18 protein-coding genes are annotated in these 23,862 nt (G+C 55.7%); 11 read left to right on the top strand and 7 right to left on the bottom strand.

Translation table 11 applies throughout. The features are described 5' to 3' along the window. Nucleotides 1–6 precede the first annotated feature (6 nt). From ycaR to ACOTW6_RS06935, 3 genes are all read left to right on the top strand, one after another. Nucleotides 7–189, top strand: a complete 183-nt coding sequence (ycaR, locus tag ACOTW6_RS06945) for a protein YcaR (RefSeq protein WP_003858220.1) — start codon at nucleotides 7–9, stop codon at nucleotides 187–189. Further along, nucleotides 186–932, top strand: coding sequence for a 3-deoxy-manno-octulosonate cytidylyltransferase (gene kdsB, locus ACOTW6_RS06940; RefSeq protein ID WP_213788593.1), 747 nt, complete (start codon nucleotides 186–188; stop codon nucleotides 930–932). The genes ycaR and kdsB overlap by 4 nt, the downstream gene beginning before the upstream one ends. A 131-nt stretch (nucleotides 933–1,063) precedes the next feature. After that, nucleotides 1,064–1,957: a YcbJ family phosphotransferase gene (locus tag ACOTW6_RS06935; protein WP_003858216.1), complete on the top strand. Its 894-nt coding sequence runs from the start codon at nucleotides 1,064–1,066 to the stop codon at nucleotides 1,955–1,957. Here ACOTW6_RS06935 and elyC read toward each other — a convergent pair. After that, on the bottom strand, nucleotides 1,934–2,713 hold the full coding sequence (gene elyC, locus ACOTW6_RS06930; protein ID WP_090279158.1) for an envelope biogenesis factor ElyC: 780 nt from the start codon (nucleotides 2,711–2,713) through the stop codon (nucleotides 1,934–1,936). The two genes, ACOTW6_RS06935 and elyC, sit on opposite strands and share 24 nt — an antisense overlap. A 120-nt stretch (nucleotides 2,714–2,833) precedes the next feature. Between elyC and cmoM the strand changes: the two genes are divergently transcribed. The 7 genes from cmoM (at nucleotide 2,834) to ACOTW6_RS06895 (ending at nucleotide 13,470) form a co-directional block, all read left to right on the top strand. Further along, entirely contained in the window at nucleotides 2,834–3,613 is a 780-nt protein-coding gene (cmoM, locus tag ACOTW6_RS06925) for a tRNA uridine 5-oxyacetic acid(34) methyltransferase CmoM (RefSeq protein ID WP_003858212.1), read from the top strand. Nucleotides 3,614–3,616: 3 nt separating this feature from the next. After that, on the top strand, nucleotides 3,617–4,939 hold the full coding sequence (mukF, locus tag ACOTW6_RS06920; protein WP_015570962.1) for a chromosome partition protein MukF: 1,323 nt from the start codon (nucleotides 3,617–3,619) through the stop codon (nucleotides 4,937–4,939). Continuing rightward, entirely contained in the window at nucleotides 4,920–5,624 is a 705-nt protein-coding gene (mukE, locus tag ACOTW6_RS06915) for a chromosome partition protein MukE (protein ID WP_017384823.1), read from the top strand. Before mukF ends, mukE begins: the two co-directional genes overlap by 20 nt. After that, nucleotides 5,624–10,072: a chromosome partition protein MukB gene (mukB, locus tag ACOTW6_RS06910; protein ID WP_047731353.1), complete on the top strand. Its 4,449-nt coding sequence runs from the start codon at nucleotides 5,624–5,626 to the stop codon at nucleotides 10,070–10,072. Before mukE ends, mukB begins: the two co-directional genes overlap by 1 nt. Nucleotides 10,073–10,251: 179 nt before the next feature. Beyond that, nucleotides 10,252–12,075, top strand: coding sequence for a L,D-transpeptidase (ldtD, locus tag ACOTW6_RS06905; protein ID WP_213788594.1), 1,824 nt, complete (start codon nucleotides 10,252–10,254; stop codon nucleotides 12,073–12,075). A gap of 175 nt (nucleotides 12,076–12,250) precedes the next feature. Further along, nucleotides 12,251–12,802 carry a YcbK family protein gene (locus ACOTW6_RS06900; protein ID WP_003858202.1) on the top strand — a complete coding sequence of 184 codons (552 nt, stop codon included), beginning with the start codon at nucleotides 12,251–12,253 and terminating at the stop codon, nucleotides 12,800–12,802. 20 nt (nucleotides 12,803–12,822) lie between these two features. Beyond that, entirely contained in the window at nucleotides 12,823–13,470 is a 648-nt protein-coding gene (locus tag ACOTW6_RS06895; RefSeq protein ID WP_090279154.1) for an MBL fold metallo-hydrolase, read from the top strand. Between the two features lie 53 nt (nucleotides 13,471–13,523). On the opposite strand, the gene ACOTW6_RS06890 is transcribed toward ACOTW6_RS06895, so the two are convergent. The 4 genes from ACOTW6_RS06890 to pncB all read right to left on the bottom strand — a co-directional run bounded on the left by ACOTW6_RS06890 (nucleotide 13,524) and on the right by pncB (nucleotide 19,335). Beyond that, nucleotides 13,524–14,714 carry an amino acid aminotransferase gene (locus ACOTW6_RS06890; RefSeq protein ID WP_017384820.1) on the bottom strand — a complete coding sequence of 397 codons (1,191 nt, stop codon included), beginning with the start codon at nucleotides 14,712–14,714 and terminating at the stop codon, nucleotides 13,524–13,526. A gap of 184 nt (nucleotides 14,715–14,898) precedes the next feature. Continuing rightward, a complete protein-coding gene (gene ompF / locus ACOTW6_RS06885; protein ID WP_015570956.1) occupies nucleotides 14,899–15,957 on the bottom strand; it encodes a porin OmpF in 1,059 nt (352 codons plus the stop codon). 606 nt (nucleotides 15,958–16,563) lie between these two features. Further along, nucleotides 16,564–17,964: an asparagine--tRNA ligase gene (gene asnS / locus ACOTW6_RS06880; protein ID WP_015570955.1), complete on the bottom strand. Its 1,401-nt coding sequence runs from the start codon at nucleotides 17,962–17,964 to the stop codon at nucleotides 16,564–16,566. Between the two features lie 168 nt (nucleotides 17,965–18,132). Then, nucleotides 18,133–19,335, bottom strand: a complete 1,203-nt coding sequence (gene pncB, locus ACOTW6_RS06875) for a nicotinate phosphoribosyltransferase (RefSeq protein WP_213788595.1) — start codon at nucleotides 19,333–19,335, stop codon at nucleotides 18,133–18,135. Between the two features lie 254 nt (nucleotides 19,336–19,589). Between pncB and pepN the strand changes: the two genes are divergently transcribed. Further along, nucleotides 19,590–22,202: an aminopeptidase N gene (gene pepN, locus ACOTW6_RS06870; protein ID WP_213788596.1), complete on the top strand. Its 2,613-nt coding sequence runs from the start codon at nucleotides 19,590–19,592 to the stop codon at nucleotides 22,200–22,202. A 101-nt stretch (nucleotides 22,203–22,303) separates the two neighbouring features. Here the strand turns inward: pepN and ssuB are convergent, their stop codons facing one another. Continuing rightward, on the bottom strand, nucleotides 22,304–23,074 hold the full coding sequence (gene ssuB, locus ACOTW6_RS06865; protein ID WP_213788597.1) for an aliphatic sulfonates ABC transporter ATP-binding protein: 771 nt from the start codon (nucleotides 23,072–23,074) through the stop codon (nucleotides 22,304–22,306). Beyond that, a complete protein-coding gene (ssuC, locus tag ACOTW6_RS06860; RefSeq protein WP_003858185.1) occupies nucleotides 23,071–23,862 on the bottom strand; it encodes an aliphatic sulfonate ABC transporter permease SsuC in 792 nt (263 codons plus the stop codon). The genes ssuB and ssuC overlap by 4 nt, the downstream gene beginning before the upstream one ends.

The raw sequence follows: 23,862 nt of genomic DNA, 5'->3' as shown, positions 1-23,862 counted from the left end.
GGAACTATGGATCACCGTTTACTTGAAATTATTGCCTGCCCGGTGTGCAACGGCAAACTGTATTACAGCCAGGATAAACAAGAGCTGATTTGCAAACTGGACAGCCTGGCGTTCCCGCTGCGTGACGGCATTCCGGTCCTGCTGGAAAATGAAGCCCGTTCCCTGGTGGCAGAAGAGATCAAACCATGAGTTTTGTTGTCATTATCCCTGCGCGTTATGCTTCAACACGCCTGCCAGGTAAACCGCTGGTGGATATCAATGGCAAACCGATGATTGTGCATGTCCTTGAACGGGCACGCGAATCGGGCGCCGGACGCGTCATCGTCGCCACCGATCACCCGGATGTTGCGCGCGCGGTTGAGGCCGCGGGTGGGGAAGTGTGCATGACCCGTGCCGATCATCAGTCAGGCACCGAGCGCCTTGCGGAAGTCGTCGAAAAATGCGGTTTCAGCGACGAGACGGTGATTGTGAACGTGCAGGGCGATGAGCCGATGATCCCGGCGGCGATTATCCGTCAGGTGGCCGACAACCTGGCACAGCGTCAGGTCGGGATGGCGACCCTCGCGGTGCCGATTCACCACGCTGAAGAGGCGTTCAATCCGAATGCGGTGAAAGTGGTCATGGACGCAGAGGGCTACGCGCTCTATTTCTCCCGCGCCACCATTCCGTGGGATCGCGATCGTTTTGCGCAATCGAAAGAGACAATCGGCGAAACTTTCCTGCGCCACATCGGTATTTACGGCTACCGCGCCGGCTTTATTCGTCGCTACGTCGCCTGGGCACCAAGCCCGCTGGAGCATATTGAAATGCTCGAACAGCTTCGCGTGCTGTGGTACGGCGAGAAAATTCACGTTGCGGTTGCCGAGGAAGTGCCTGGCACCGGCGTGGATACCCCTGAAGATCTCGAGCGCGTACGCGTCGAAATGCGTTAATTCGCAGCCATCCCCTCGTTCTGGGGGGATGTTCTTCTCCCTTTTCTTTTTCATTATTGATCTCGACCGGGTGACATCCGGGTTTCGCGCGCTCATTATAAAAGCAGTAGTCTTAATGGGGGTAATCTCATATGGAACAGCTGCGTGCTGAACTCAGCCATCTCCTTGGCGAAAAGCTAAGCCGGGTGGAATGCGTGAATGAAAAGGCCGATACCGCACTCTGGTCGTTGTACGACAGTCAGGGAAACCCCATGCCGCTGATGGCCAGAAGTTTTACCTCGCCGGGCGTCGCCAGACAGCTGGCCTGGAAAATGTCGATGCTGGCGCGGGAAGGAACTGTCCGCATGCCGACGGTTTATGGCGTGATGACCCATGAGGAGCATCCCGGCCCGGATGTTCTGCTTATCGAGCGTTTACGCGGGGTTTCTGTTGAAGCCCCGACGCGTACACCGGAGCGCTGGGAACAGCTGAAAGATCAGATTGTCGAGGCCCTGCTTGCCTGGCATCGGCAGGACAGCCGGGGTCTTGTTGGCGCGGTAGACAGCACCCAGGAAAACCTGTGGCCGCTGTGGTATCGCCAGCGTGTTGAAGTGCTGTGGGGCACGCTGAACCAGTTCAACAACACCGGTTTGACGATGCAGGACAAACGTATTTTATTCCGCACCCGGGAGTGTCTGCCGACGCTGTTTGAGGGTTTTAACGACAACTGCGTGCTGGTTCACGGCAACTTCACGCTGCGCAGTATGCTTAAAGACTCGCGCAGCGACCAGCTGCTGGCGATGGTCGGGCCGGGGATCATGCTCTGGGCGCCGCGCGAGTACGAACTGTTCAGGCTGAGCGAGGGCGGGGCGGCGGAAGATTTGCTCTGGCACTATCTTCAGCGCGCCCCCGTTGCGGAGGCCTTTCTCTGGCGACGCTGGCTCTATCTTCTCTGGGATGAGGTGGCGCAGCTGGTCAACACCGGGCGCTTTAATCGCGCCAGTTTCGATCTGGCCGCAAAATCACTCCTGCCCTGGCTTGCCTGACGAACCTTTGAGCCACTGCCAGAGGCGGCCAAGCGTCTCGTAGCCGACACGATCGCTGTGCATCAGCCATACCGGGGACGGGATTATCCGTTCCCACGGATTGAGCGGGGCGTCAATGGCCAGCTGGTTTGCCGGAGCAGGAAGCGGATGCAGACCCTGTTTCTCAAAGAAAATCATTGCGCGCGGCAGGTGTGAAGCAGAGGTCACCAGCAGGAACGGTACATCACCGATGGCCTGTTTCACCGCCGCCGCCTCTTCTTCGGTATCTTTTGGGCTGTCCAGCGTGATGATGGCGGAACGTGGTACGCCAAGCGATTCAGCCACTCTTGCTCCTGCTTCAGCAGTACTGACCGGGTTAGTTTTTGCCGCAGCGCCCGTGAAGATCATCTTCGATCCCGGATTGGCCAGCCACAGGCGGATCCCCTCGTTCAGGCGAGGCAGGCTGTTGTTGATCAGGTTCGAGCTGGGCGCCCAGTTCGGATCCCAGGTATATCCGCCGCCCAGCACCACGATATAGCCCACCTTCTGATTTCCCTGCCACGTCGGGTAGGTGTTTTCAATCGGACGCAATAAACCGTCGGCGACTGGTTGCAGGCTGAGTAACAGCAGCGCCAGCCAGCCCACGGTAACGAGGGATTTACCGCTTTTCTGAAAGCGGCTAAACCATATCAATGCCAGCCCCAGCGCGATGAGAAGCAACAGCAGGGGAAGGGGAAGCATCATGCCTCCGATATATTTTTTTAGGGTAAAAAGCATCCTTTTTGGTTCCTTTTTTAACCATACAGCAGGCGATTGTCGGTGATATTACACCAGAGTGGTTCATTCTCCGCGCGGGTGTGACAAAATAGCGGTTTTGCAGTGAGTGGAACCCTCCCAATGCGGGATCGCAATTTTGATGACATCGCGGAAAAGTTTTCGCGCAACATTTATGGCACCACCAAAGGTCAGCTTCGTCAGACGATCCTCTGGCAGGATCTGGACAAGCTGCTGGCTGAATTCGGTGACCGACCGTTGCGCGTGCTGGATGCCGGCGGTGGGGAAGGTCAGACTGCAATTCTGATGGCGCAGCGGGGACATCACGTCACGCTTTGCGATCTTTCTGCCGAGATGGTTGCGCGCGCCGGGCGAGCGGCAGAAGAGAAAGGTGTGAGCGACAACATGCATTTTATACATTGCGCCGCTCAGGACATTCCGCAGCATTTGGAAACGCAGGTTGATCTGATATTGTTTCATGCTGTGCTCGAATGGATCGCCGAACCCCAAGCGATGTTAAAAACGCTGTGGTCAATGTTGCGCCCGGGCGGTGCATTATCGCTGATGTTTTACAATGCCAACGGCCTGCTAATGCGAAACGTGCTGGTCGGCAATTTTGGCTACGTACAGCAGGGCATGTATAAAAAGAAACGACGCACGCTTTCACCGGATTTCCCCCGTGAACCGCAGCAGGTCTATGGCTGGCTGGAGGAGATCGGTTGGGAAATTACCGGCAAAACCGGCGTGAGGGTGTTTCATGATTATCTGCGTGATAAACAAAAACAGGATGACTGTTTAGACGCCTTAACAGAAATAGAGACGCGGTACTGCCGCCAGGAGCCTTATCTGAGCCTTGGCCGCTATATACACGTCACCGCGCGCAAGCCGCAGATGCAAGGATAATCTATGAGTGAATTTTCCCAGACAGTCCCCGAACTGGTTGCCTGGGCCAGGAAAAACGATTTCTCCATCTCGCTGCCGGTAGACAGACTCTCATTCCTGCTGGCGGTTGCGACGCTAAACGGCGAACGCCTTGATGGCGAAATGAGTGAAGGCGAACTGGTGGATGCGTTCCGCCACGTCAGTGATGCGTTTGAGCAAACCAGCGAAACCATTAGCGTGCGTGCCAACAACGCAATCAATGATATGGTGCGTCAACGTCTGCTGAACCGCTTTACCAGCGAGCAGGCGGAAGGAAACGCCATCTATCGTCTTACGCCACTGGGCATTGGCATTACCGACTATTACATCCGCCAGCGTGAATTTTCCACGCTGCGTCTCTCCATGCAGCTCTCTATTGTTGCTGGCGAGCTGAAGCGTGCCGCCGACGCGGCTGATGAAAACGGTGATGAATTCCACTGGCATCGCAACGTTTACGCGCCGCTGAAATATTCGGTCGCCGAGATTTTCGACAGTATCGATCTGACTCAACGTCTGATGGACGAACAGCAGCAGCAGGTGAAAGACGATATCGCTCAACTGCTTAATAAAGACTGGCGTGCGGCCATCTCCAGCTGTGAACTCTTGCTGTCAGAAACGTCCGGTACGCTGCGTGAGTTGCAGGATACGCTGGAGGCGGCGGGGGATAAGCTACAGGCCAATCTGCTGCGCATCCAGGACGCGACAATGGCGCACGACGATCTGCATTTTATCGACCGTCTGGTGTTTGATTTGCAGAGCAAGCTTGACCGCATTATCAGCTGGGGCCAGCAGTCAATCGATCTGTGGATCGGTTACGACCGCCACGTGCATAAATTTATCCGTACCGCCATCGATATGGATAAGAATCGCGTCTTTGCTCAGCGTCTGCGCCAGTCGGTACAGACCTATTTCGATGCGCCGTGGGCGCTGACCTACGCCAACGCCGATCGTCTGCTGGATATGCGCGACGAAGAGATGGCGCTGCGCGATGAAGAGGTCACCGGTGAACTGCCGCCGGATCTGGAATACGAAGAATTTAACGAAATTCGCGAGCAGCTTGCGGCGATGATCGAAGAACAGCTCGCTGTCTACAAAACCAGACAAGCACCGCTGGATCTTGGCCTCGTGGTACGCGACTATCTGGCGCAGTATCCGCGCGCGCGCCACTTCGATGTTGCCCGCATTGTTGTAGACCAGGCGGTGCGCCTGGGCATCGCACAAGCCGATTTCACCGGACTGCCGCCGAAGTGGCAGCCGATTAACGATTACGGAGCCAAGGTACAGGCGCATGTCATTGACAAATATTGAACACGTGATGCCAGTTAAGCTGGCACAGGCGCTGGCGAATCCGTTGTTTCCGGCGCTGGACAGCCAGCTGCGTGCCGGTCGTCACATTGGCCTTGACGAGCTGGATAATCACGCCTTTTTGATGGACTTTCAGGAGTACCTGGAAGAGTTTTACGCTCGCTATAACGTTGAGCTGATCCGCGCGCCGGAAGGGTTTTTCTACCTGCGTCCGCGCTCTACCACGCTTATTCCGCGCTCGGTGCTTTCCGAACTGGATATGATGGTCGGCAAAATTCTCTGCTACCTCTATCTCAGCCCGGAACGTCTGGCGAATGAAGGGATCTTCACCCAGCAGGAGCTTTACGATGAGCTGCTGTCGCTGGCGGATGAAAGCAAGCTGCTCAAGCTGGTGAATAACCGCTCAACGGGGTCCGATCTGGACCGTCAGAAATTACAGGAAAAAGTTCGCTCTTCCCTGAACCGTCTGCGCCGTCTGGGAATGGTCTGGTTCATGGGTCACGACAGCAGCAAGTTCCGCATTACCGAATCGGTCTTCCGCTTTGGCGCCGACGTGCGTGCGGGTGACGATGCGCGTGAAGCGCAGCTGCGCATGATCCGCGACGGTGAAGCGATGCCGGTGGAAAACCATTTGCAGCTCAATGACGAGCACGAAGAGAATCAGCCGGATAGCGGGGAGGAAGAGTAATGATTGAACGCGGTAAATTTCGCTCACTAACGCTGATTAACTGGAACGGCTTCTTTGCCCGAACCTTCGATCTGGATGAACTGGTGACAACGCTCTCCGGCGGTAACGGGGCGGGTAAATCCACTACCATGGCGGCCTTCGTGACGGCGCTGATCCCTGACCTGACCCTGCTGCACTTCCGTAACACCACTGAAGCGGGCGCCACGAGCGGCTCCCGCGATAAAGGTCTGCACGGTAAGCTGAAAGCGGGCGTCTGTTATTCCGTACTGGACGTGATCAACTCCCGCCATCAGCGCGTGGTTGTAGGCGTGCGTCTGCAACAGGTTGCCGGTCGCGACCGTAAAGTAGATATCAAACCGTTTGCGATCCAGGGGCTGCCAACCTCCGTGCAGCCGACCGCGCTGCTGACGGAAACCCTGAATGAACGTCAGGCGCGCGTCCTGACGCTCCAGGAGCTGAAAGACAAGCTGGAAGCCATTGAAGGCGTGCAGTTTAAGCAGTTTAACTCCATTACCGACTACCACTCTCTGATGTTCGATCTCGGCGTGGTAGCCCGTCGTCTGCGCAGCGCGTCAGATCGTAGTAAATACTACCGTCTGATTGAAGCCTCCCTGTACGGCGGTATCTCCAGCGCCATTACCCGCTCCCTGCGCGACTACCTGCTGCCGGAAAACAGCGGCGTGCGTAAGGCCTTCCAGGATATGGAAGCCGCGCTGCGTGAAAACCGCATGACGCTGGAAGCGATTCGCGTCACACAGTCTGACCGCGACCTGTTTAAGCACCTGATCAGCGAAGCCACTAACTACGTGGCGGCGGACTATATGCGCCACGCCAACGAGCGCCGTATTCATCTCGATCAGGCGCTGGAATACCGCCGCGAGCTGTTTACCTCCCGCAAACAGCTGGTGGCCGAGCAGTATAAGCATGTCGAAATGGCGCGTGAACTGGGCGAGCACAACGGTGCGGAAGGGGATCTGGAAGCCGATTACCAGGCGGCCAGCGATCACCTGAACCTGGTGCAGACCGCGCTGCGTCAGCAGGAAAAAATCGAGCGCTACGAAGCCGATCTTGATGAGTTGCAAATTCGTCTTGAAGAGCAAAATGAAGTGGTGGCCGAAGCTGCCGAATTGCAGGAAGAGAACGAAGCCCGCGCGGAAGCCGCCGAGCTGGAAGTGGATGAGCTGAAAAGCCAGCTCGCTGACTACCAGCAGGCGCTTGACGTACAGCAGACGCGTGCGATTCAGTACAACCAGGCGTTGCAGGCGTTGCAGCGTGCCAAAGAGCTGTGTCACCTGCCGGACCTGACCCCGGAAAGCGCTGACGAATGGCTGGATACCTTCCAGGCCAAAGAGCAGGAAGCCACTGAGAAACTGCTTTCTCTCGATCAGAAAATGAGCGTGGCGCAAACGGCGCACAGCCAGTTTGAGCAGGCGTACCAGCTGGTGGTGGCGATCAACGGTCCGCTGGCGCGTAACGAAGCGTGGGACGTTGCCCGCGAGCTGCTGCGCGACGGCGTTAATCAGCGCCATCTGGCCGAACAGGTGCAGCCGCTGCGCATGCGCCTGAACGAGCTGGAACAGCGTCTGCGTGAACAGCAGGAAGCCGAGCGTCTGCTGGCGGAATTCTGCAAACGTCAGGGTAAAAATTACGATTTCGACGAGCTTGAGGCCCTGCACCAGGAGCTGGAAGCGCGTATTGCGGCCCTGTCCGATACCGTATCGAATGCCAGCGAACAGCGCATGACGCTGCGTCAGGAGCTGGAACAGCTTCAGTCGCGTTCGAAGACGCTCTTGCAGCGTGCGCCGATCTGGCTGGCCGCACAAAGCAGCCTGAACCAGCTCAGCGAACAGTGTGGCCAGGAGTTTGCCTCCAGCCAGGACGTCACCGAATACATGCAACAGCTGCTGGAGCGTGAGCGTGAAGCGATTGTTGAGCGTGACGAAGTGGGCGCGCGCAAGCGTGACGTCGATGAAGAGATCGAGCGTTTAAGCCAGCCGGGCGGCTCAGAAGATCCGCGCCTGAATGCCTTAGCCGAGCGTTTCGGCGGCGTGCTGCTGTCTGAAATTTACGACGATGTCGGCCTGGACGATGCGCCGTACTTCTCCGCGCTGTACGGTCCATCCCGTAACGCGATTGTGGTGCCGGATCTGTCGCTGATTTCTGACCAGCTTGCAGGACTGGAAGACTGCCCGGAAGATCTCTACCTCATCGAAGGGGATCCGCAGTCGTTTGATGACAGCGTATTCAGCGTCGACGAGCTGGAAAAAGCGGTGGTGGTGAAAATCGCCGATCGCCAGTGGCGCTATTCGCGCTTCCCGGAACTGCCGCTGTTTGGCCGCGCCGCGCGTGAAAACCGTATTGAAAGCCTGCACGCCGAGCGCGAAACGCTTTCTGAACGTTTTGCAACCCTGTCGTTTGATGTTCAAAAAACGCAGCGTCTGCATCAGGCGTTCAGCCGCTTTATCGGCAGCCACCTGGGCGTGGCCTTTGAGCCCGATCCGGAAGCCGAAATTCGCAAGCTCAACACCCGTCGTGGTGAGCTGGAGCGTGCGCTTGCCAGCCATGAAAATGACAACCAGCAAAGCCGGGTGCAGTTCGAGCAGGCGAAAGAGGGCGTTGCGGCCCTTAACCGTATCCTGCCGCGCCTGAACCTGCTGGCGGACGATACGCTCGCCGACCGCGTGGATGAAATTCAGGAACGTCTGGACGAAGCGCAGGAAGCCGCGCGCTTTGTGCAGCAGCACGGCAATCAGCTGGCAAAACTGGAGCCGATGGTTTCCGTTCTCCAGAGCGACCCGGAACAGTTTGAGCAGTTAAAAGAGGATTACGCCTGGTCACAGCAGGTACAGCGCGAAGCGCGTCAGCAGGCGTTTGCCCTGACGGAAGTGGTGCAACGTCGCGCGCACTTCGGCTACTCCGATTCAGCAGAAATGCTGAGCGGGAACAGCGATCTTAATGAAAAGCTGCGCCAGCGTCTTGAGCAGGCCGAAGCAGAGCGTACGCGCGCCCGTGAAGCGATGCGTACTCACGCCGCACAGCTGAGCCAGTACAGCCAGGTTATGGCCTCGCTGAAAAGCTCCTTCGACACCAAGAAAGAGCTGTTAAACGATCTGCATAAAGAGTTGCAGGACATCGGCGTGCGCGCCGACAGCGGTGCAGAAGAGCGGGCGCGTATTCGCCGCGATGAGCTGCATGCTCAGCTCAGTAACAACCGCGCGCGTCGTAATCAGCTCGAAAAAGCGCTGACCTTCTGTGAAGCGGAGATGGACAACCTGACGCGACGCCTGCGCAAGCTGGAACGTGACTATCACGAGATGCGTGAACAGGTTGTGACCGCGAAGGCGGGCTGGTGCGCGGTGATGCGCATGGTGAAAGATAACAACGTGGAGCGTCGTCTGCACCGTCGCGAGCTGGCGTACCTGTCAGCCGATGAACTGCGCTCTATGTCGGATAAGGCGCTGGGTGCGCTGCGTCTGGCGGTGGCGGATAACGAACACCTGCGCGACGTGTTGCGTATGTCCGAAGATCCGAAGCGTCCTGAGCGCAAAATTCAGTTCTTCGTGGCGGTTTATCAGCACTTACGCGAGCGTATTCGTCAGGACATCATCCGTACCGACGATCCGGTGGAAGCGATCGAACAGATGGAGATCGAGCTGGGACGTCTGACGGAGGAGCTGACCTCCCGCGAGCAGAAGCTGGCAATCAGCTCCCGCAGCGTGGCGAATATTATTCGGAAAACCATTCAGCGCGAGCAGAACCGTATCCGTCAGCTGAACCAGGGCCTGCAAAGCGTGTCGTTTGGCCAGGTCAACAGCGTACGGCTGAACGTGAACGTGCGTGAGGCGCACTCCACGCTGCTGGACGTGTTGTCTGAACAGCATGAGCAGCACCAGGATCTGTTCAACAGTAACCGCCTGACCTTCTCCGAAGCGCTGGCGAAGCTGTATCAGCGTCTGAATCCGCAGATTGACATGGGCCAGCGTACGCCGCAAACCATCGGCGAGGAGCTGCTGGATTACCGCAACTATCTGGAAATGGAAGTTGAGGTTAACCGTGGCTCAGACGGCTGGCTGCGCGCGGAATCCGGTGCGCTCTCTACCGGTGAAGCCATCGGTACCGGTATGTCGATTCTGGTGATGGTGGTGCAGAGCTGGGAAGATGAAGCGCGTCGTCTGCGCGGCAAAGACATCTCGCCATGCCGTCTGCTGTTCCTCGATGAAGCCGCGCGTCTCGACGCCCGCTCCATCGCCACGCTGTTTGAGCTTTGCGAGCGACTCGATATGCAGCTCATCATCGCGGCGCCGGAAAACATCAGTCCGGAAAAAGGGACAACCTATAAGCTGGTGCGTAAGGTGTTCCAGAACAGTGAACACGTGCACGTCGTGGGCCTGCGTGGTTTCGCCCCACAGCCACCGGAGTCATTACCGGGCACGGCTGACGCCTCTTAAACTGGGGTGCGACAAATAGCGGCGCTCATGCGCCGCTTTTTTTATTCACTTAACTTGTGTTCAGGGCTGCGTTATCTTTAAACTTCTTTACATAAGGTAAGGCAGCAGCGTGTGTGCCTTTCTATACTGAAGGAAAGCTCCAGAATAATGGGCATGTCGTGAAAAACAGGGGGCAAGGGATGTTGCTTAAGAAAAATCGTGGTCGTCAGCTGTCTGCGCTGAGTTTGTGCCTGACAGTGATGTTTGCTCCACTGTTGACCGCTCAGGCCGATGAGCCTGAAATTGTACCGACGGACAGCTCCGCGACGATGGGCGCGCAGCCGACGTCGCTTTCACAACCGCTGGATCAGTCTCCGGCGACGGCCATCATGGCCGGCATTAAACCGCTGCCGGAAGGCATCGATACTGAATCATTACGCCAGCAGCTTATGACCGGGCTGCCCTCGGGCTATACTCCCGCTTATATTAACCAGCTCACGCTGCTTTACGCTGCGCGCGATATGAAACCGATGTGGGAAAATCGCGAGGCGGTACGTGCCTTCCAGCAGCAGCTGGCTGAAGTGGCGATTGCAGGTTTTCAACCGCAGTTCACGACCTGGGTTGAACTCCTGACCGACCCTGCCGTTACCGGACAGGCGCGTGACGTGGTGCTGTCTGATGCCATGATGGGCTACTTACAGTTTGTGGCGGGGATTTCGGTGAACGGCAACCGCTGGTTATACAGCAGTAAACCGTACAAGCTGGCGACGCCTGCGCTGTCCGTCATTAACCAGTGGCAGCTGTCGCTGGATAACGGCGAACTGCCGCGCTTTATCGCAAGCCTTGCGCCTGCCCATCCGCAATATGCCACGATGCATCAGTCGCTTCTTGAGCTGGTTGCGGATTCCCGCCCGTGGCCTCAGCTGCGCGGCACCACAACGCTGCGTCCGGGGCAGTGGAGCAGCGATGTGCCTGCGATCCGCGAAATTATGAAACGCTCCGGCATTCTCGACAGCGGCCCCAAAATTGCGCTGCCCGGTGACGAGACGCAAAGCGCGGTCGTCAGCCCGTCGGCGCCGGTAAAAGAGAAAACGGCCGTTGCGTTGAGCAATAAGCCCGCCGCTTACGATCGCGAGCTGGTCGCCGCAGTGAAGCAGTTCCAGGCCGCGCAGGGGCTTGGCGCTGACGGCGTGATTGGTCCATCGACTCGCGACTGGCTGAACGTCTCTCCGGCCCAGCGGGCAGGGGTGCTGGCGTTGAATATCCAGCGCTTGCGCTTGCTACCGGGCACGTTATCCACCGGCATTATGGTCAACATTCCGGCGTACTCCCTGGTCTACTATCAGGACGGTAGTGAAGTGCTGGCGTCCCGCGTGATTGTCGGTCGACCTGACCGCAAAACGCCGATGATGAGCAGCGCGCTGAATAACGTGGTGGTTAACCCGCCGTGGAACGTGCCGCCGACGCTGGCGCGCAAAGATATCCTGCCTAAGGTCTGGAATGACCCGGGTTATCTGGAGCGACACAACTATACGGTGATGCGGGGCTGGAACAGCAAAGAAGCGATTGACCCCTGGATGGTGGACTGGTCAACGATTACGCCTTCGAACCTGCCGTTCCGTTTCCAGCAGGCACCGGGCGCGCATAACTCGCTGGGACGCTACAAATTCAATATGCCAAGTTCGGACGCAATCTATCTGCATGATACCCCGAACCATAATCTGTTCCAGAAAGACGCTCGCGCGCTCAGCTCGGGCTGTGTCCGCGTGAACAAGGCCTCCGAGCTGGCGAATATGCTGTTGCAGGATGCTGGCTGGAACGATACGCGGATATCGGATGCCCTGAAGCAGGGAGATACGCGTTACGTCAATATCCGCCACAATATTCCGGTCAATCTTTACTATCTGACGGCGTTTGTGGGCGCGGACGGACGTACCCAGTACCGTACAGATATTTACAATTATGATCTGACAGCGCGATCCGGCGCACAAATTTTGCCAAAAGCGGAACAATTAATCAGGTAAATGAAGTAGTTCGGTAAAAATGATTGTCGTAAGTTATGGTGAATATGAGGCGATCTGGCTGCAAGCCGCGTATTTACTGGGGTTGGGCGCCTTGACGTAACAGGTTTTGCCAGTTATGGTGCCCTTCGTGCGCTAAGCATATTGACAATTTCTTTTACCTGTAGACCTGATTATCATGGACAAATTTGACGCTAATCGCCGCAAATTGCTGGCGTTAGGTGGCGTTGCGCTGGGCGCAGCAGCCATCCTTCCGACGCCAGCATTTGCCACCCTCTCGACACCTCGTCCGCGTATTTTAACGCTCAACAATCTGCATACTGGTGAGACGCTTAAAGCGGAATTTTTCGATGGCAGAGGCTATATTCAGGATGAATTAGCAAGACTCAACCATTTTTTCCGTGATTTCCGCGCGAATAAAATCAAAGCTATCGACCCTGGATTATTCGATCAGCTTTACCGCTTGCAGGGACTGCTGGGAACCAAAAGGCCGGTGCAACTCATTTCTGGCTATCGCTCTCTGGATACCAACAATGAACTGCGCGCCCACAGCCGTGGGGTAGCGAAAAAAAGCTATCACACCAAAGGCCAGGCGATGGATTTCCATATTGAAGGCGTTTCGTTAGCCAATATTCGCAAAGCGGCGTTATCTATGCGCGCAGGTGGTGTAGGATACTACCCACGTAGCAACTTTGTGCATATTGATACCGGGCCGGTTCGGCACTGGTAATAACGAAACACAGGAGCAGTATGAACTATCGTATTATTCCGGTTACCGCGTTCTCACAGAACTGTTCATTGATCTGGTGTGAACAAACTAAACTGGCCGCGCTTGTTGATCCCGGTGGCGACGCTGAGACAATTAAGCAGGAAGTCGTTGCCAGCGGTGTAACGCTGATGCAGATTTTACTCACCCATGGTCATCTCGACCATGTGGGTGCAGCGGCAGAACTGGCTGAACACTACGGTGTGCCGATTATCGGCCCGGAAAAAGAAGATGAGTTCTGGCTTCAGGGGCTGCCTGCTCAAAGCCGCATGTTTGGTCTGGATGAGTGTCAGCCACTGACACCGGACCGCTGGCTGAACGAAGGCGATCGCGTTAACGTAGGGAATGTAACTTTACAGGTGTTGCATTGCCCTGGGCATACGCCCGGCCATATCGTCTTCTTTGATGACGTGTCGCGCCTGCTGATTTCCGGTGACGTGATTTTCAAAGGGGGCGTAGGACGCAGCGATTTCCCACGCGGCGATCACGGTCAGCTGATTCAGTCGATTAAGCAGAAGTTATTGCCGTTAGGTGATGATGTGACGTTTATCCCTGGACACGGACCAATGTCAACGCTGGGCGATGAGCGGTTGCATAACCCGTTCCTTCAGGATGAAATGCCTGTCTGGTAATCCCGATTAAATAAAAAAGCCTGCGCGAAGCAGGCTTTTTTTATGGGTGCAGGTTACAGCACCGCGACAATGGCTTCGCACAGCGGCGCCATGTTGTCAGGCGTCATACCTGCAACGTTCACGCGGCCAGAGGCAACGGCATACACGCCAAACTCTTCACGCAGGCGCAGCACCTGCTCTTTGGTCAGGCCGCTGAAGGAGAACATGCCGTTCTGCTTGATGATGAAGCTGAAGTCACGGTCAGCGCCTTTCTCAGCCAGCGTGTTCACAAACAGCAGACGCATGCGCTGAATGCGCTGACGCATATCGTTCAGCTCTTGTTCCCAGATTGCGCGCAGCGCATCGTTGCTCAGGATCGTCGCGACCACAGACGCACCGTGTGCCGGTGGGTTAGAGTAGTTAGCGCGGATCACGGACTTCATCTGGCTGAATGCGCGATCGACGGTTGCTTCGTCAGCAGCCACCAGCGTACAGGCGCCGACACGCTCGTTATACAGACCAAAGTTCTTGGAATAGGAGCTTGCGACAATCAGCTCCTGATGGACGGCGGCGAATGCGCGCAGACCTTCAGCATCTTCTTCCAGACCACGGGCAAAGCCCTGGTAAGCGAAGTCAAACAGCGGCAGCCAGCCTTTTTCAACGGACAGCTTAGCCAGCTGTTCCCACTGTTCAAGCGTAGGATCGATACCGGTTGGGTTATGGCAGCAGCCGTGGAACAGCACCACATCGCCCGCCTGGGCTTCGCTCAGGCTGGCCAGCAGACCGTCGAAATCCAGCGCGTGGTTTGCCGCGTCGTAGTAGGCGTATTCACGCACTTCCAGACCCGCAGAATTAAAAACGCTCTTGTGGTTCGGCCAGCTTGGATTGCTTACCCACACACGCTTCACAGAGGTGTTTTTCGCCAGGAAATCTGCCGCCACGCGCAGTGCGCCGGTACCGCCTGGGGTCTGCGCCGTGCGGGCGCGTTTTTCGCTCACAATGGTGCTGCCTTTGCCGAACAGCAGCTCCTGGGTGCAGCGACCAAATTCAGGGATACCATCAATACCGAGGTAGTTTTTGGTGGTTTCGTTTTCCAGCAGATACTGCTCAGCTTTTTTGACGCTGGTCAGTACCGGAGTTTTGCCGGTTTCATCTTTATATACACCAATACCCAGGTTGATTTTGCCAGGGCGGTCGTCGGCACGAAACAGATCGGCCAGGCCCAGAATTGGGTCGGCAGGAGCGGCAGTAATGTTCTCAAACATGACGAAGTTCCATTGTGATTACAGAAGTGAAATCCGCTATCAGGTTAACGGTAGATTTACAAAATGCCAACCGTTTGCGACGAAAAGCGTGCGGCTTTTCAAAAGTCGCTATTATTTTCTCTCAGGAATAAAAAAACAGGGCCGAAGCCCTGTTCATTAAGCATATAACAACGAGGTGTGCTGATTAGAACTGGTAAACCAGACCCAGAGCCACGATATCGTCGTTGTTGATGCCCAGCTTGTTGTCGTCTTTCAGCTGGTTGATCTGATAGTCAACATAGGTAGACATGTTTTTGTTGAAGTAGTATGTCGCACCAACGTCGATGTAGTTGATGTAGTCTTCGTCACCGATACCTTCTACGTCTTTCGCTTTAGATTTGTAGTAAGCGATGGATGGACGCAGACCGAAGTCGAACTGGTACTGAGCGACGACAGAGAAGTCCTGAGACTTGTTAGCGAAACCACGGCTGCCCAGACGCGCTGCGTTACGCATCTCGCCATAAATAGCTGCCAGGTAGATGTTGTTCGCGTCATATTTCAGGCCGGTTGCCCACTGCTCAGCTTTGTCGCCTTTACCCCAATCCAGCGTCTGCTGGTTGTTGGTACGGTCAGCTGCACCATAAGCACCCACAATGCCGAAACCGTCGAAATCATAGCTCAGAGAAGTTGCCCAGCCGTCACCGTTGGAACGTACTGCGTCATCACGTTCATTTTTGCCCAGGTACTGAACACCAAAGTTCAGACCGTCAACCAGGCCGAAGAAGTTGCTGTTACGGTAAGTCGCCAGACCACCCGTACGGCCTGCGAAGAAGTTATCGCTCGCGCCGGTGTCGCCGCCGAACTCAGGCAGCATATCGGTGATGCCGATTGCGTCATAGACCAGACCGTAGTTACGACCGTAGTCGAAGGAGCCTGCGTCACCAAATTTCAGACCTGCGAATGCCAGACGGGTTTTGTTGCCGTTCTGTGCATCGCCACCTTCAGAGTTGTTACCCTGGAAGTTGTATTCCCACTGACCGTAACCAGTCAGCTGATCGTTGATCTGAGTTTCACCTTTGAAGCCCAGACGCGCGTAAGTGTTGTCGCCATCGTTGCCCGCGTAATCAGAGAAGTAATGCAGGCCAACTGCTTTCCCGTAAAGATCTAATTTGTTGCCGTCTTTGTTATAGATTTCAGCAGCGTTTGCTGCACCGGCTACCAGCAGGGCAGGGACTACCACTGCCAGGATATTGCGCTTCATCATTATTTATTACCCTCATTGGTTTTTTTATGACACTCGCCACTGCCGCCAATAAATTCTGTCAATAAATATTTCCGGAACTATTGATGAGAGTTAGGTGTCTTTATGTGTCTGACAGGCATCTTTCCATTCATAGAACCGTTTCGCTACACTGAAAGTGCTACAATCTTCAAGATTCAGTTACCAAAAGAAAATATGTGTAACTAAATATGTATTTTTGGGAACTTTGTGAAGCACCTCAAATTTCAGTGCCGCCTGGCGAATTAAACATCCGTTTTATTCTTATATATATGATTTCCTTATGTTTAATTTAGCTAAAGGCCTTTCGTATAAACAGAAGTTAAACGGCTCATTTTTTCTTATGATCGACAAAAGCCATCCAGATGGCTGTGAAATTGGTTGTTTTTTATGCTATTGCGTAAGAATTGTTTTAAGCGCAATAAGAGTGTGGTTATTTTTTTGTCTCAGGATATTTCGTGGAAACAAAACGTAACAGGTAGAGGTAATAGCGGGGTTGTGGTTTAAAGACGCTTACTTCTGACTGACGAAAACTGACATTGCAGGATAAAATAATGGCCAGCATTTGCTGGCCATTAATGATTTGGTCGGTTAGAAACTTGCGTTACGCGGTGTGCGTGGGAACGGAATCACATCACGTACGTTCTGAACACCTGTTACGTAAGCAATCAGACGTTCGAAGCCCAGGCCAAAGCCGGAGTGTGGAACGGTGCCGTAGCGACGGAGATCGCGATACCAGCTGTAGTCCGCCGGGTTAAGGCCCATCTCCTGCATACGCGCGTCCAGCACATCCAGGCGCTCTTCACGCTGGGAGCCACCGATGATCTCACCGATGCCCGGCGCGAGGACATCCATCGCGGCAACGGTTTTACCGTCTTCGTTAAGGCGCATATAGAACGCCTTAATGTCTTTCGGATAGTTTTTTACCACAACCGGTGCTTTAAAGTGCTTCTCTGCCAGATAACGTTCGTGCTCGGAGGAGAGATCCACGCCCCAGTAAACCGGGTTTTCGAATTTCTCGCCGCATTTTTCCAGGATAGCGACCGCGTCGGTGTAATCGACCTGCGCGAAGTCTGCGGAGACGAAGCGCTCAAGACGGGCGATGGCGTCGTTATCGACACGCTCAGCGAAGAATTTCATGTCGTCTGCGCGCTCTTCGAGAACGGCTTTAAACACGTATTTCAGCATCGCTTCTGCCAGGGCTGCCGCGTCATTCAGATCGGCAAAGGCCACTTCCGGCTCCAGCATCCAGAATTCCGCCAGGTGACGGCTGGTGTTGGAGTTTTCCGCACGGAAGGTTGGGCCGAAGGTGTAGATCTTAGACAGCGCACAGGCGTAGGTTTCGCCGTTGAGCTGGCCGGAAACCGTCAGGAAGGCTTCTTTACCAAAGAAGTCTTTGTCGTAATCGACTTTACCTTCCGGCGTACGCGGCAGGTTTTCCATATCCAGCGTTGAAACGCGGAACATTTCACCTGCGCCTTCCGTATCGGAAGCCGTGATCAGCGGAGTAGAAACCCAGAAGTAACCCTGCTCGTCGAAGAAGCGATGCAGCGCCTGCGCCAGTGTATGACGCACGCGGGCAACCGCACCAATCAGGTTGGTGCGCGGACGCAGGTGCGCGACTTCACGCAGATATTCGATGCTGTGACGCTTTGCAGCCATCGGGTAGGTGTCCGGATCCTCAACCCAGCCGGTCACTTCCACCGAGGTCGCCTGAATTTCGTAGCTCTGACCCTGGCCCGGAGAGGCCACCACAACACCGGTGACGATCACGGAACAGCCGGTTGTCAGGTGCAGAACGTCATCATTGTAATTGGGCAGAGAATTATTAATGACGGCCTGTACAGGATCAAAGCAGGAACCGTCATAGACGGCGAGGAAGGAGATGCCAGCTTTAGAATCTCGGCGAGTACGCACCCATCCGCGCACGGTGACCTCCTGGTCAACGGCGACACGGCCCTGGAGTACGTCGGCTACAGGCACAACGCTCATAATATTCTCTCTGTTAATAGTCGGAAAAAATAAACACTTGTCCGCCCTTATAGGGGGGATATCTATGTTACCTGCCATCCGCTATCAGACAAGTAAATTTCACCGTCTTAAGAGAAGAAATAAGAAATTAATAAGAGAAGGGGAGCCATGAAGGCTCCCCCGAAGCCATTAACTGGCTTTTTTAACCTGTGGCAGATCGAAGGCTTTACGTAATGCGCGGACAAACGCTTTGTCATGGCAGATGGTTTTGCCCGGGCTGTCGGAGAGCTTCGCGACCGGCTTACCGTTACATTCCACCAGTTTTATCACGATGTTCAGCGGTTTCACCTGAGGGATATCGCAGGTTAACCGCGTACCAATCCCGAAACTCAGGTTCACCCGCGATGAGAAATGGCGATAAAGATCGACGGCTTTCGCCAGGTCAAGGTTATCGGAGAAGACCAGCACCTTACTCATGGGGTCGATGCCCAGTTTTTCGTAATGGCCGATAGCTTTCTCACCCCATTCAACCGGGTCCCCGGAATCATGGCGCAAACCCTGGTAGCGTTCGGCAAACTCAGGGCCAAAGTCGCGCAGGAACGCGTCCATGGTAATGCAGTCGGTAAGGGCAATACCCAGCCGATCCGGGTATTCCTCTAGCCACGCGGCGAGGGCGGCGCGCTGGCTGTTGGCAAGGTCAGGGCTGATCTGCTGGTGCGCCTGGAACCATTCGTGCGCCTGGGTGCCCATCGGCGTTAAATCAAGGCGACGTGCCAGATCGTAGTTACTGGTGCCAACGAACCACGGCTCCTGTTGCAGACGTCTGACAATGGCTTCCTGAACCTCGCGAGAGAAGCGGCGGCGCGTGCCAAAGTCCATCAGACGGAAGCGGGACATATCCAGCCCTTCGGTCAGTCTGGAAAACTCAACGAGTTTATTCTCCAGAGCGGCAACCGCCTGCGTTACGCCGGTTTCAGGGGAGCGATAGCGGTGGGCCAGCTCGCTGATCACGGCCAGAAGCGGCACTTCCCACATGATCACTTCGCGCCACGGGCCGGTCAGACGAATGTCCAGCTTGCCGTTAACATTGGTGACGGTGACCTGTTCCGGCTTATAGCGGAACTCACGCAGCCAGTTCAGATAGTCCGCTTTAAAGAAAGGCAGGCCTGAAAGCCACTGATATTCGTCATCGGTGAGCGCCAGATGCTGCATGGCCTCGACCTGTTCACGAATGGAATCTGCGTAGATACCCAGCAAGTCGTCACCCCGGCAGCGAAATTCCGCCGCAACATGGACATCATGATAGTGGTGAAACACGGCTTGCTGCATATGCAGCTTGTACGCGTCGGTATCCAGCAACGTATGCAGAACCGGAGAAGCGAATTGAGTCATAGGTGCGCTGTAGCATCCTCTCACGGGAGCGTTTAGTACAATAAACAACTCCGGAGTATACCCTGTTTAGTGATTTATTGAACCCCGATCACAACATAAGCACACTTTATGGTCGAGAGCATTTCGTGCCCCGTGTTATAAAAATGTAGCTAAAAAGGGCGTTGTGCCTGAAAAGATGAACATTCTGCATAGCGCGTTTTACACAACAGGAATATATTGAATCGTTACTCGACAAACGATGCATAAGGTTTTCTATGACACAACAGCCACAAGCTAAATACCGCCACGACTATCGTGCGCCGGAATACCTGATAAGCGATATCGATCTGACTTTCGACCTGGATGCCACAAAAACCGTGGTGACGGCGGTAAGCCAGGTGACGCGCCAGAGCGCGACAGCCGTGCCGCTGCGTCTGGATGGTGAAGACCTGACGCTGGTTTCCCTGCATATTAACGATGAAGCCTGGTCAGACTATAAAGAAGAAGGCAACCATCTGGTCATCGACAACCTGCCGGAACGCTTTACCCTGCGCATCGTGAATGAAATTAGCCCTGCCGCCAATACCGCGCTGGAAGGACTTTACCAGTCAGGCGTAGCTCTGTGTACCCAGTGTGAAGCCGAAGGTTTCCGCCACATTACCTGGTATCTTGATCGCCCGGACGTCCTGGCGCGCTTTACCACCAAAATTATTGCCGACAAAACGCTGTACCCATACCTGCTTTCCAACGGCAACCGGATTGGTGAAGGGGAACTGGAGAATGGCCGTCACTGGGTACAGTGGCAGGATCCATTCCCGAAGCCCTGCTATCTGTTTGCGCTGGTGGCGGGAGATTTCGATGTCCTGCGCGACACCTTTAAAACGCGCTCTGGCCGTGAAGTCGCGCTGGAGCTGTTCGTGGACCGTGGCAACCTTGACCGCGCACCGTGGGCAATGACCTCCCTCATCAACTCCATGAAGTGGGATGAAACGCGCTTTGGTCTCGAATATGACCTCGACATCTATATGATCGTTGCGGTCGATTTCTTCAACATGGGCGCGATGGAGAATAAAGGTCTTAACATCTTTAACTCCAAATACGTGCTGGCGCGTACCGATACCGCAACGGATAAAGATTACCTCGATATCGAACGCGTTATCGGCCACGAATATTTCCATAACTGGACCGGGAACCGCGTCACCTGCCGCGACTGGTTCCAGCTGAGCCTGAAAGAGGGCTTAACCGTCTTCCGCGATCAGGAGTTCAGCTCCGATCTGGGATCGCGGGCGGTAAACCGCATCAACAACGTGCGCACCATGCGTGGTCTGCAATTTGCAGAAGATGCCAGCCCAATGGCGCACCCGATCCGCCCGGATAAAGTCATTGAGATGAATAACTTCTACACCCTGACGGTGTATGAAAAAGGCGCTGAAATTATCCGCATGATCCACACCCTGCTGGGCGAAGAGAATTTCCAGAAAGGGATGCAGCTTTACTTCGAGCGTCACGACGGCAGTGCGGCCACCTGCGACGATTTCGTCCAGGCGATGGAGGACGCCTCTAACGTTGATCTGTCTCATTTCCGCCGCTGGTACAGCCAGGCCGGTACGCCGATTGTGACGGTCAAAGACGACTACAACCCGGAAACCGAGCAGTACACGCTGACCATCAGCCAGCGCACGCCGCCAACGGCCGAGCAGGAAGAGAAACATCCGCTGCACATTCCGTTCAGCGTTGAGCTGTACGACAACGAAGGCAACGTGATCCCGTTACAGAAGGGCGGTCACCCGGTGCATAACGTGCTGAACGTGACCCAGGCAGAGCAGACCTTTATCTTCGATAACGTCTATTTCCAGCCCGTTCCTGCCCTGCTGTGCGAATTCTCCGCGCCGGTGAAACTCGAATATAAGTGGAGCGATCAGCAGCTGACGTTCCTGATGCGTCACGCGCGCAACGATTTCTCGCGCTGGGATGCGGCACAAAGCCTGCTGGCGACCTACATCAAGCTGAACGTCAACCGTTACCAGCAGGGCCAGCCGCTGACGCTGCCGGTTCATGTGGCAGACGCGTTCCGTGCCATCCTGCTGGATGAGAATATTGACCCGGCGCTGGCGGCTGAAATTTTAACGCTGCCTTCTGCGACTGAAATCGCCGAGCTGTTCGACATCATCGACCCGATTGCCATTGTCGCCGTGCGTGAAGCGCTGACCCGCACGCTGGCGACCGAACTGGCAGATGAGTTCCTCGCCATTTACAACGCCAACAAGCTGGACGCGTATCGGGTGGAACATGCGGATATCGGTAAACGTTCCCTGCGCAATACCTGCCTGAGCTATCTGGCGTTTGGTGAGGCAGAGCTGGCGAACACGCTGGTCAGCAAGCAGTACCACGAAGCCGATAACATGACGGATGCCCTGGCCGCGCTCGCCGCAAGCGTTGCCGCCGAACTGCCGTGCCGCGATGCGCTGATGCAGGAGTACGACGACAAGTGGCATCAGGATGGTCTGGTAATGGACAAGTGGTTCATCCTTCAGGCCACCAGCCCGGCAGCCGATGTACTCAGCAAAGTACGCAGCCTGCTGAAGCACCGTTCGTTCACCATGAGCAACCCGAACCGCGTCCGCTCTCTGATTGGTGCCTTCGCCAGCAGCAACCCGGCAGCGTTCCATGCCGAAGACGGCAGCGGTTATCAGTTCATGGTTGAAATGCTGACCGAGCTGAACAGCCGTAACCCGCAGGTGGCGTCTCGTCTGATTGAGCCGCTGATCCGCCTGAAACGTTACGATGCGCAGCGTCAGGCGAAAATGCGCGCCGCGCTTGAGCAGCTGAAAGGGCTGGAAAATCTGTCTGGCGATCTGTACGAGAAGATTGCTAAGGCGCTGGCCTGATGTAAAAAAGCCCGGTGGCGCTACGCTTACCGGGCCTACGTGGGGTCGCGGGGCATCGGTTTTCTCCCTCTCCCCGTGGGGAGAGGGCCGGGGTGAGGGCATCAGGCATTAGCCTTTATCCGCTGAATCTCCGCTTCCCCACGCTTCATCACCCGATCCAGCACTTTGGCTTCCAGCTCCGCCAGTCGGGCCGATCCCACGCGGCGAGGACGTGGAATATCTACCGTCAGATCCAGACCAATTTTACCTTCTTCTATTAACAGCACCCTGTCTGCCATTGCCACGGCTTCGCTGACGTCATGCGTCACCAGCAGCACCGTAAAGCCATGCGTCTGCCAGAGGGTTTCAATCAGATCCTGCATCTCGATCCGCGTCAGGGCATCAAGCGCGCCGAGCGGTTCGTCAAGCAGCAACAGGCCGGGACGGTGAATCAGCGCGCGTGCCAGCGCTACGCGCTGCTTTTGTCCACCCGACAGGGCCGCAGGCCACTCTCCCGCGCGATTCTCCAGCCCTACCGCTGCGAGTGCCTGCCGGGCGTCCTCCCGCCAGCTGCCCTTCAGGCCCAGCCCGACGTTATCCATCACCGTTTTCCACGGCAGCAGACGCGCATCCTGAAACATCATGCGTGTATCATCCTGAATTGTGGACAGCGGCGTAGTGCCTGCCAGAATGTCACCGCTGTTTGGCGCTTCCAGCCCGGCTAAAAGACGCAGCAGGGTACTCTTGCCGCCACCGCTGCGGCCGACAACGGCCACAAACTGTCCGGCAGGAATATGCAGATCCAGTGCATTCAGAATGGTGTTTTCGCCGTAGCGTTTGGTCACGCCGTTCAGCAGTAATGGTGTTCCCTGGTTCAGTCGTGCAGTATTCATGCTTTCGCCTCCTGAGCGGTGTAGGCCGGGTTCCAGCGCAGCCAGCTACGTTCCAGCCACTGGGCGCTGACGTCCGCAAGTTTGCCGAGCAGGGCATAAAGGATAATGGCAACCACCACCACGTCCGTTTGCAGGAACTCGCGGGCGTTCATCGCCAGATAACCAATGCCGGAGTTAGCCGAAATGGTTTCCGCCACGATCAGGGTTAGCCACATCAGGCCGAGCGCAAAACGCACGCCAACCATAATGGAGGGCAGGGCGCCCGGCAGGATCACATGGGTAAACAGGGCAAAACCTGACAGGCCATAGCTGCGGGCCATCTCAACCAGACCGCGATCGATATTGCGGATCCCATGCCAGGTATTGATATAAATCGGAAATAACGTTCCCAGCGCCACGAGGAAAATTTTGGCGCTCTCATCAATGCCAAACCACAGAATAACCAGCGGAATAAGCGCCAGATGCGGCACGTTACGCAGCATCTGAACGGAGGTATCCAGCAGCCGCTCACCCCAGCGGGACAGGCCGCTGATCAGCCCCAGCGTCAGGCCGATGCTTCCGCCAATCGAAAAGCCGATTACCGCGCGCCAGGAACTGATGGCAAGATGTTGCCACAGCTCACCGCTGGCGCTGAGCGACCAGAACGCTTCCACAACGCCCTCCGGAGAGGGCAAAATGCGGCTCGACAGCCAGCCAGTTGAAGACGCCAGTTGCCAGACGAGGACAATGCCGACGGGCAGAAACCACGGCGCGGCGCGCAGCAGCCATTTTTGTGCGGTTGCAGACAT

The organism is Enterobacter cloacae complex sp. IR5403, from assembly GCF_049238705.1.
Classification (GTDB): Bacteria; Pseudomonadota; Gammaproteobacteria; order Enterobacterales; family Enterobacteriaceae; genus Enterobacter; species Enterobacter hormaechei_C.
This window is presented reverse-complemented; position numbering and strand designations above follow the sequence as displayed.

What these genes read in the sequence shown, in the direction of transcription:
- mukF (WP_015570962.1), top strand. Translation starts at nt 3,617, where the DNA reads ATGAGTGAATTTTCCCAGACAGTCCCCGAACTGGTTGCCTGGGCCAGG.
- mukB (WP_047731353.1), top strand. Translation starts at nt 5,624, where the DNA reads ATGATTGAACGCGGTAAATTTCGCTCACTAACGCTGATTAACTGGAAC.
- ACOTW6_RS06900 (WP_003858202.1), top strand. Translation starts at nt 12,251, where the DNA reads ATGGACAAATTTGACGCTAATCGCCGCAAATTGCTGGCGTTAGGTGGC.
- ACOTW6_RS06890 (WP_017384820.1), bottom strand. Translation starts at nt 14,714, where the DNA reads ATGTTTGAGAACATTACTGCCGCTCCTGCCGACCCAATTCTGGGCCTG.
- ACOTW6_RS06935 (WP_003858216.1), top strand. Translation starts at nt 1,064, where the DNA reads ATGGAACAGCTGCGTGCTGAACTCAGCCATCTCCTTGGCGAAAAGCTA.
- ompF (WP_015570956.1), bottom strand. Translation starts at nt 15,957, where the DNA reads ATGATGAAGCGCAATATCCTGGCAGTGGTAGTCCCTGCCCTGCTGGTA.
- kdsB (WP_213788593.1), top strand. Translation starts at nt 186, where the DNA reads ATGAGTTTTGTTGTCATTATCCCTGCGCGTTATGCTTCAACACGCCTG.
- elyC (WP_090279158.1), bottom strand. Translation starts at nt 2,713, where the DNA reads ATGCTTTTTACCCTAAAAAAATATATCGGAGGCATGATGCTTCCCCTT.
- pncB (WP_213788595.1), bottom strand. Translation starts at nt 19,335, where the DNA reads ATGACTCAATTCGCTTCTCCGGTTCTGCATACGTTGCTGGATACCGAC.
- asnS (WP_015570955.1), bottom strand. Translation starts at nt 17,964, where the DNA reads ATGAGCGTTGTGCCTGTAGCCGACGTACTCCAGGGCCGTGTCGCCGTT.
- ycaR (WP_003858220.1), top strand. Translation starts at nt 7, where the DNA reads ATGGATCACCGTTTACTTGAAATTATTGCCTGCCCGGTGTGCAACGGC.
- cmoM (WP_003858212.1), top strand. Translation starts at nt 2,834, where the DNA reads ATGCGGGATCGCAATTTTGATGACATCGCGGAAAAGTTTTCGCGCAAC.
- ssuB (WP_213788597.1), bottom strand. Translation starts at nt 23,074, where the DNA reads ATGAATACTGCACGACTGAACCAGGGAACACCATTACTGCTGAACGGC.
- ssuC (WP_003858185.1), bottom strand. Translation starts at nt 23,862, where the DNA reads ATGTCTGCAACCGCACAAAAATGGCTGCTGCGCGCCGCGCCGTGGTTT.
- ACOTW6_RS06895 (WP_090279154.1), top strand. Translation starts at nt 12,823, where the DNA reads ATGAACTATCGTATTATTCCGGTTACCGCGTTCTCACAGAACTGTTCA.
- ldtD (WP_213788594.1), top strand. Translation starts at nt 10,252, where the DNA reads ATGTTGCTTAAGAAAAATCGTGGTCGTCAGCTGTCTGCGCTGAGTTTG.
- pepN (WP_213788596.1), top strand. Translation starts at nt 19,590, where the DNA reads ATGACACAACAGCCACAAGCTAAATACCGCCACGACTATCGTGCGCCG.
- mukE (WP_017384823.1), top strand. Translation starts at nt 4,920, where the DNA reads ATGTCATTGACAAATATTGAACACGTGATGCCAGTTAAGCTGGCACAG.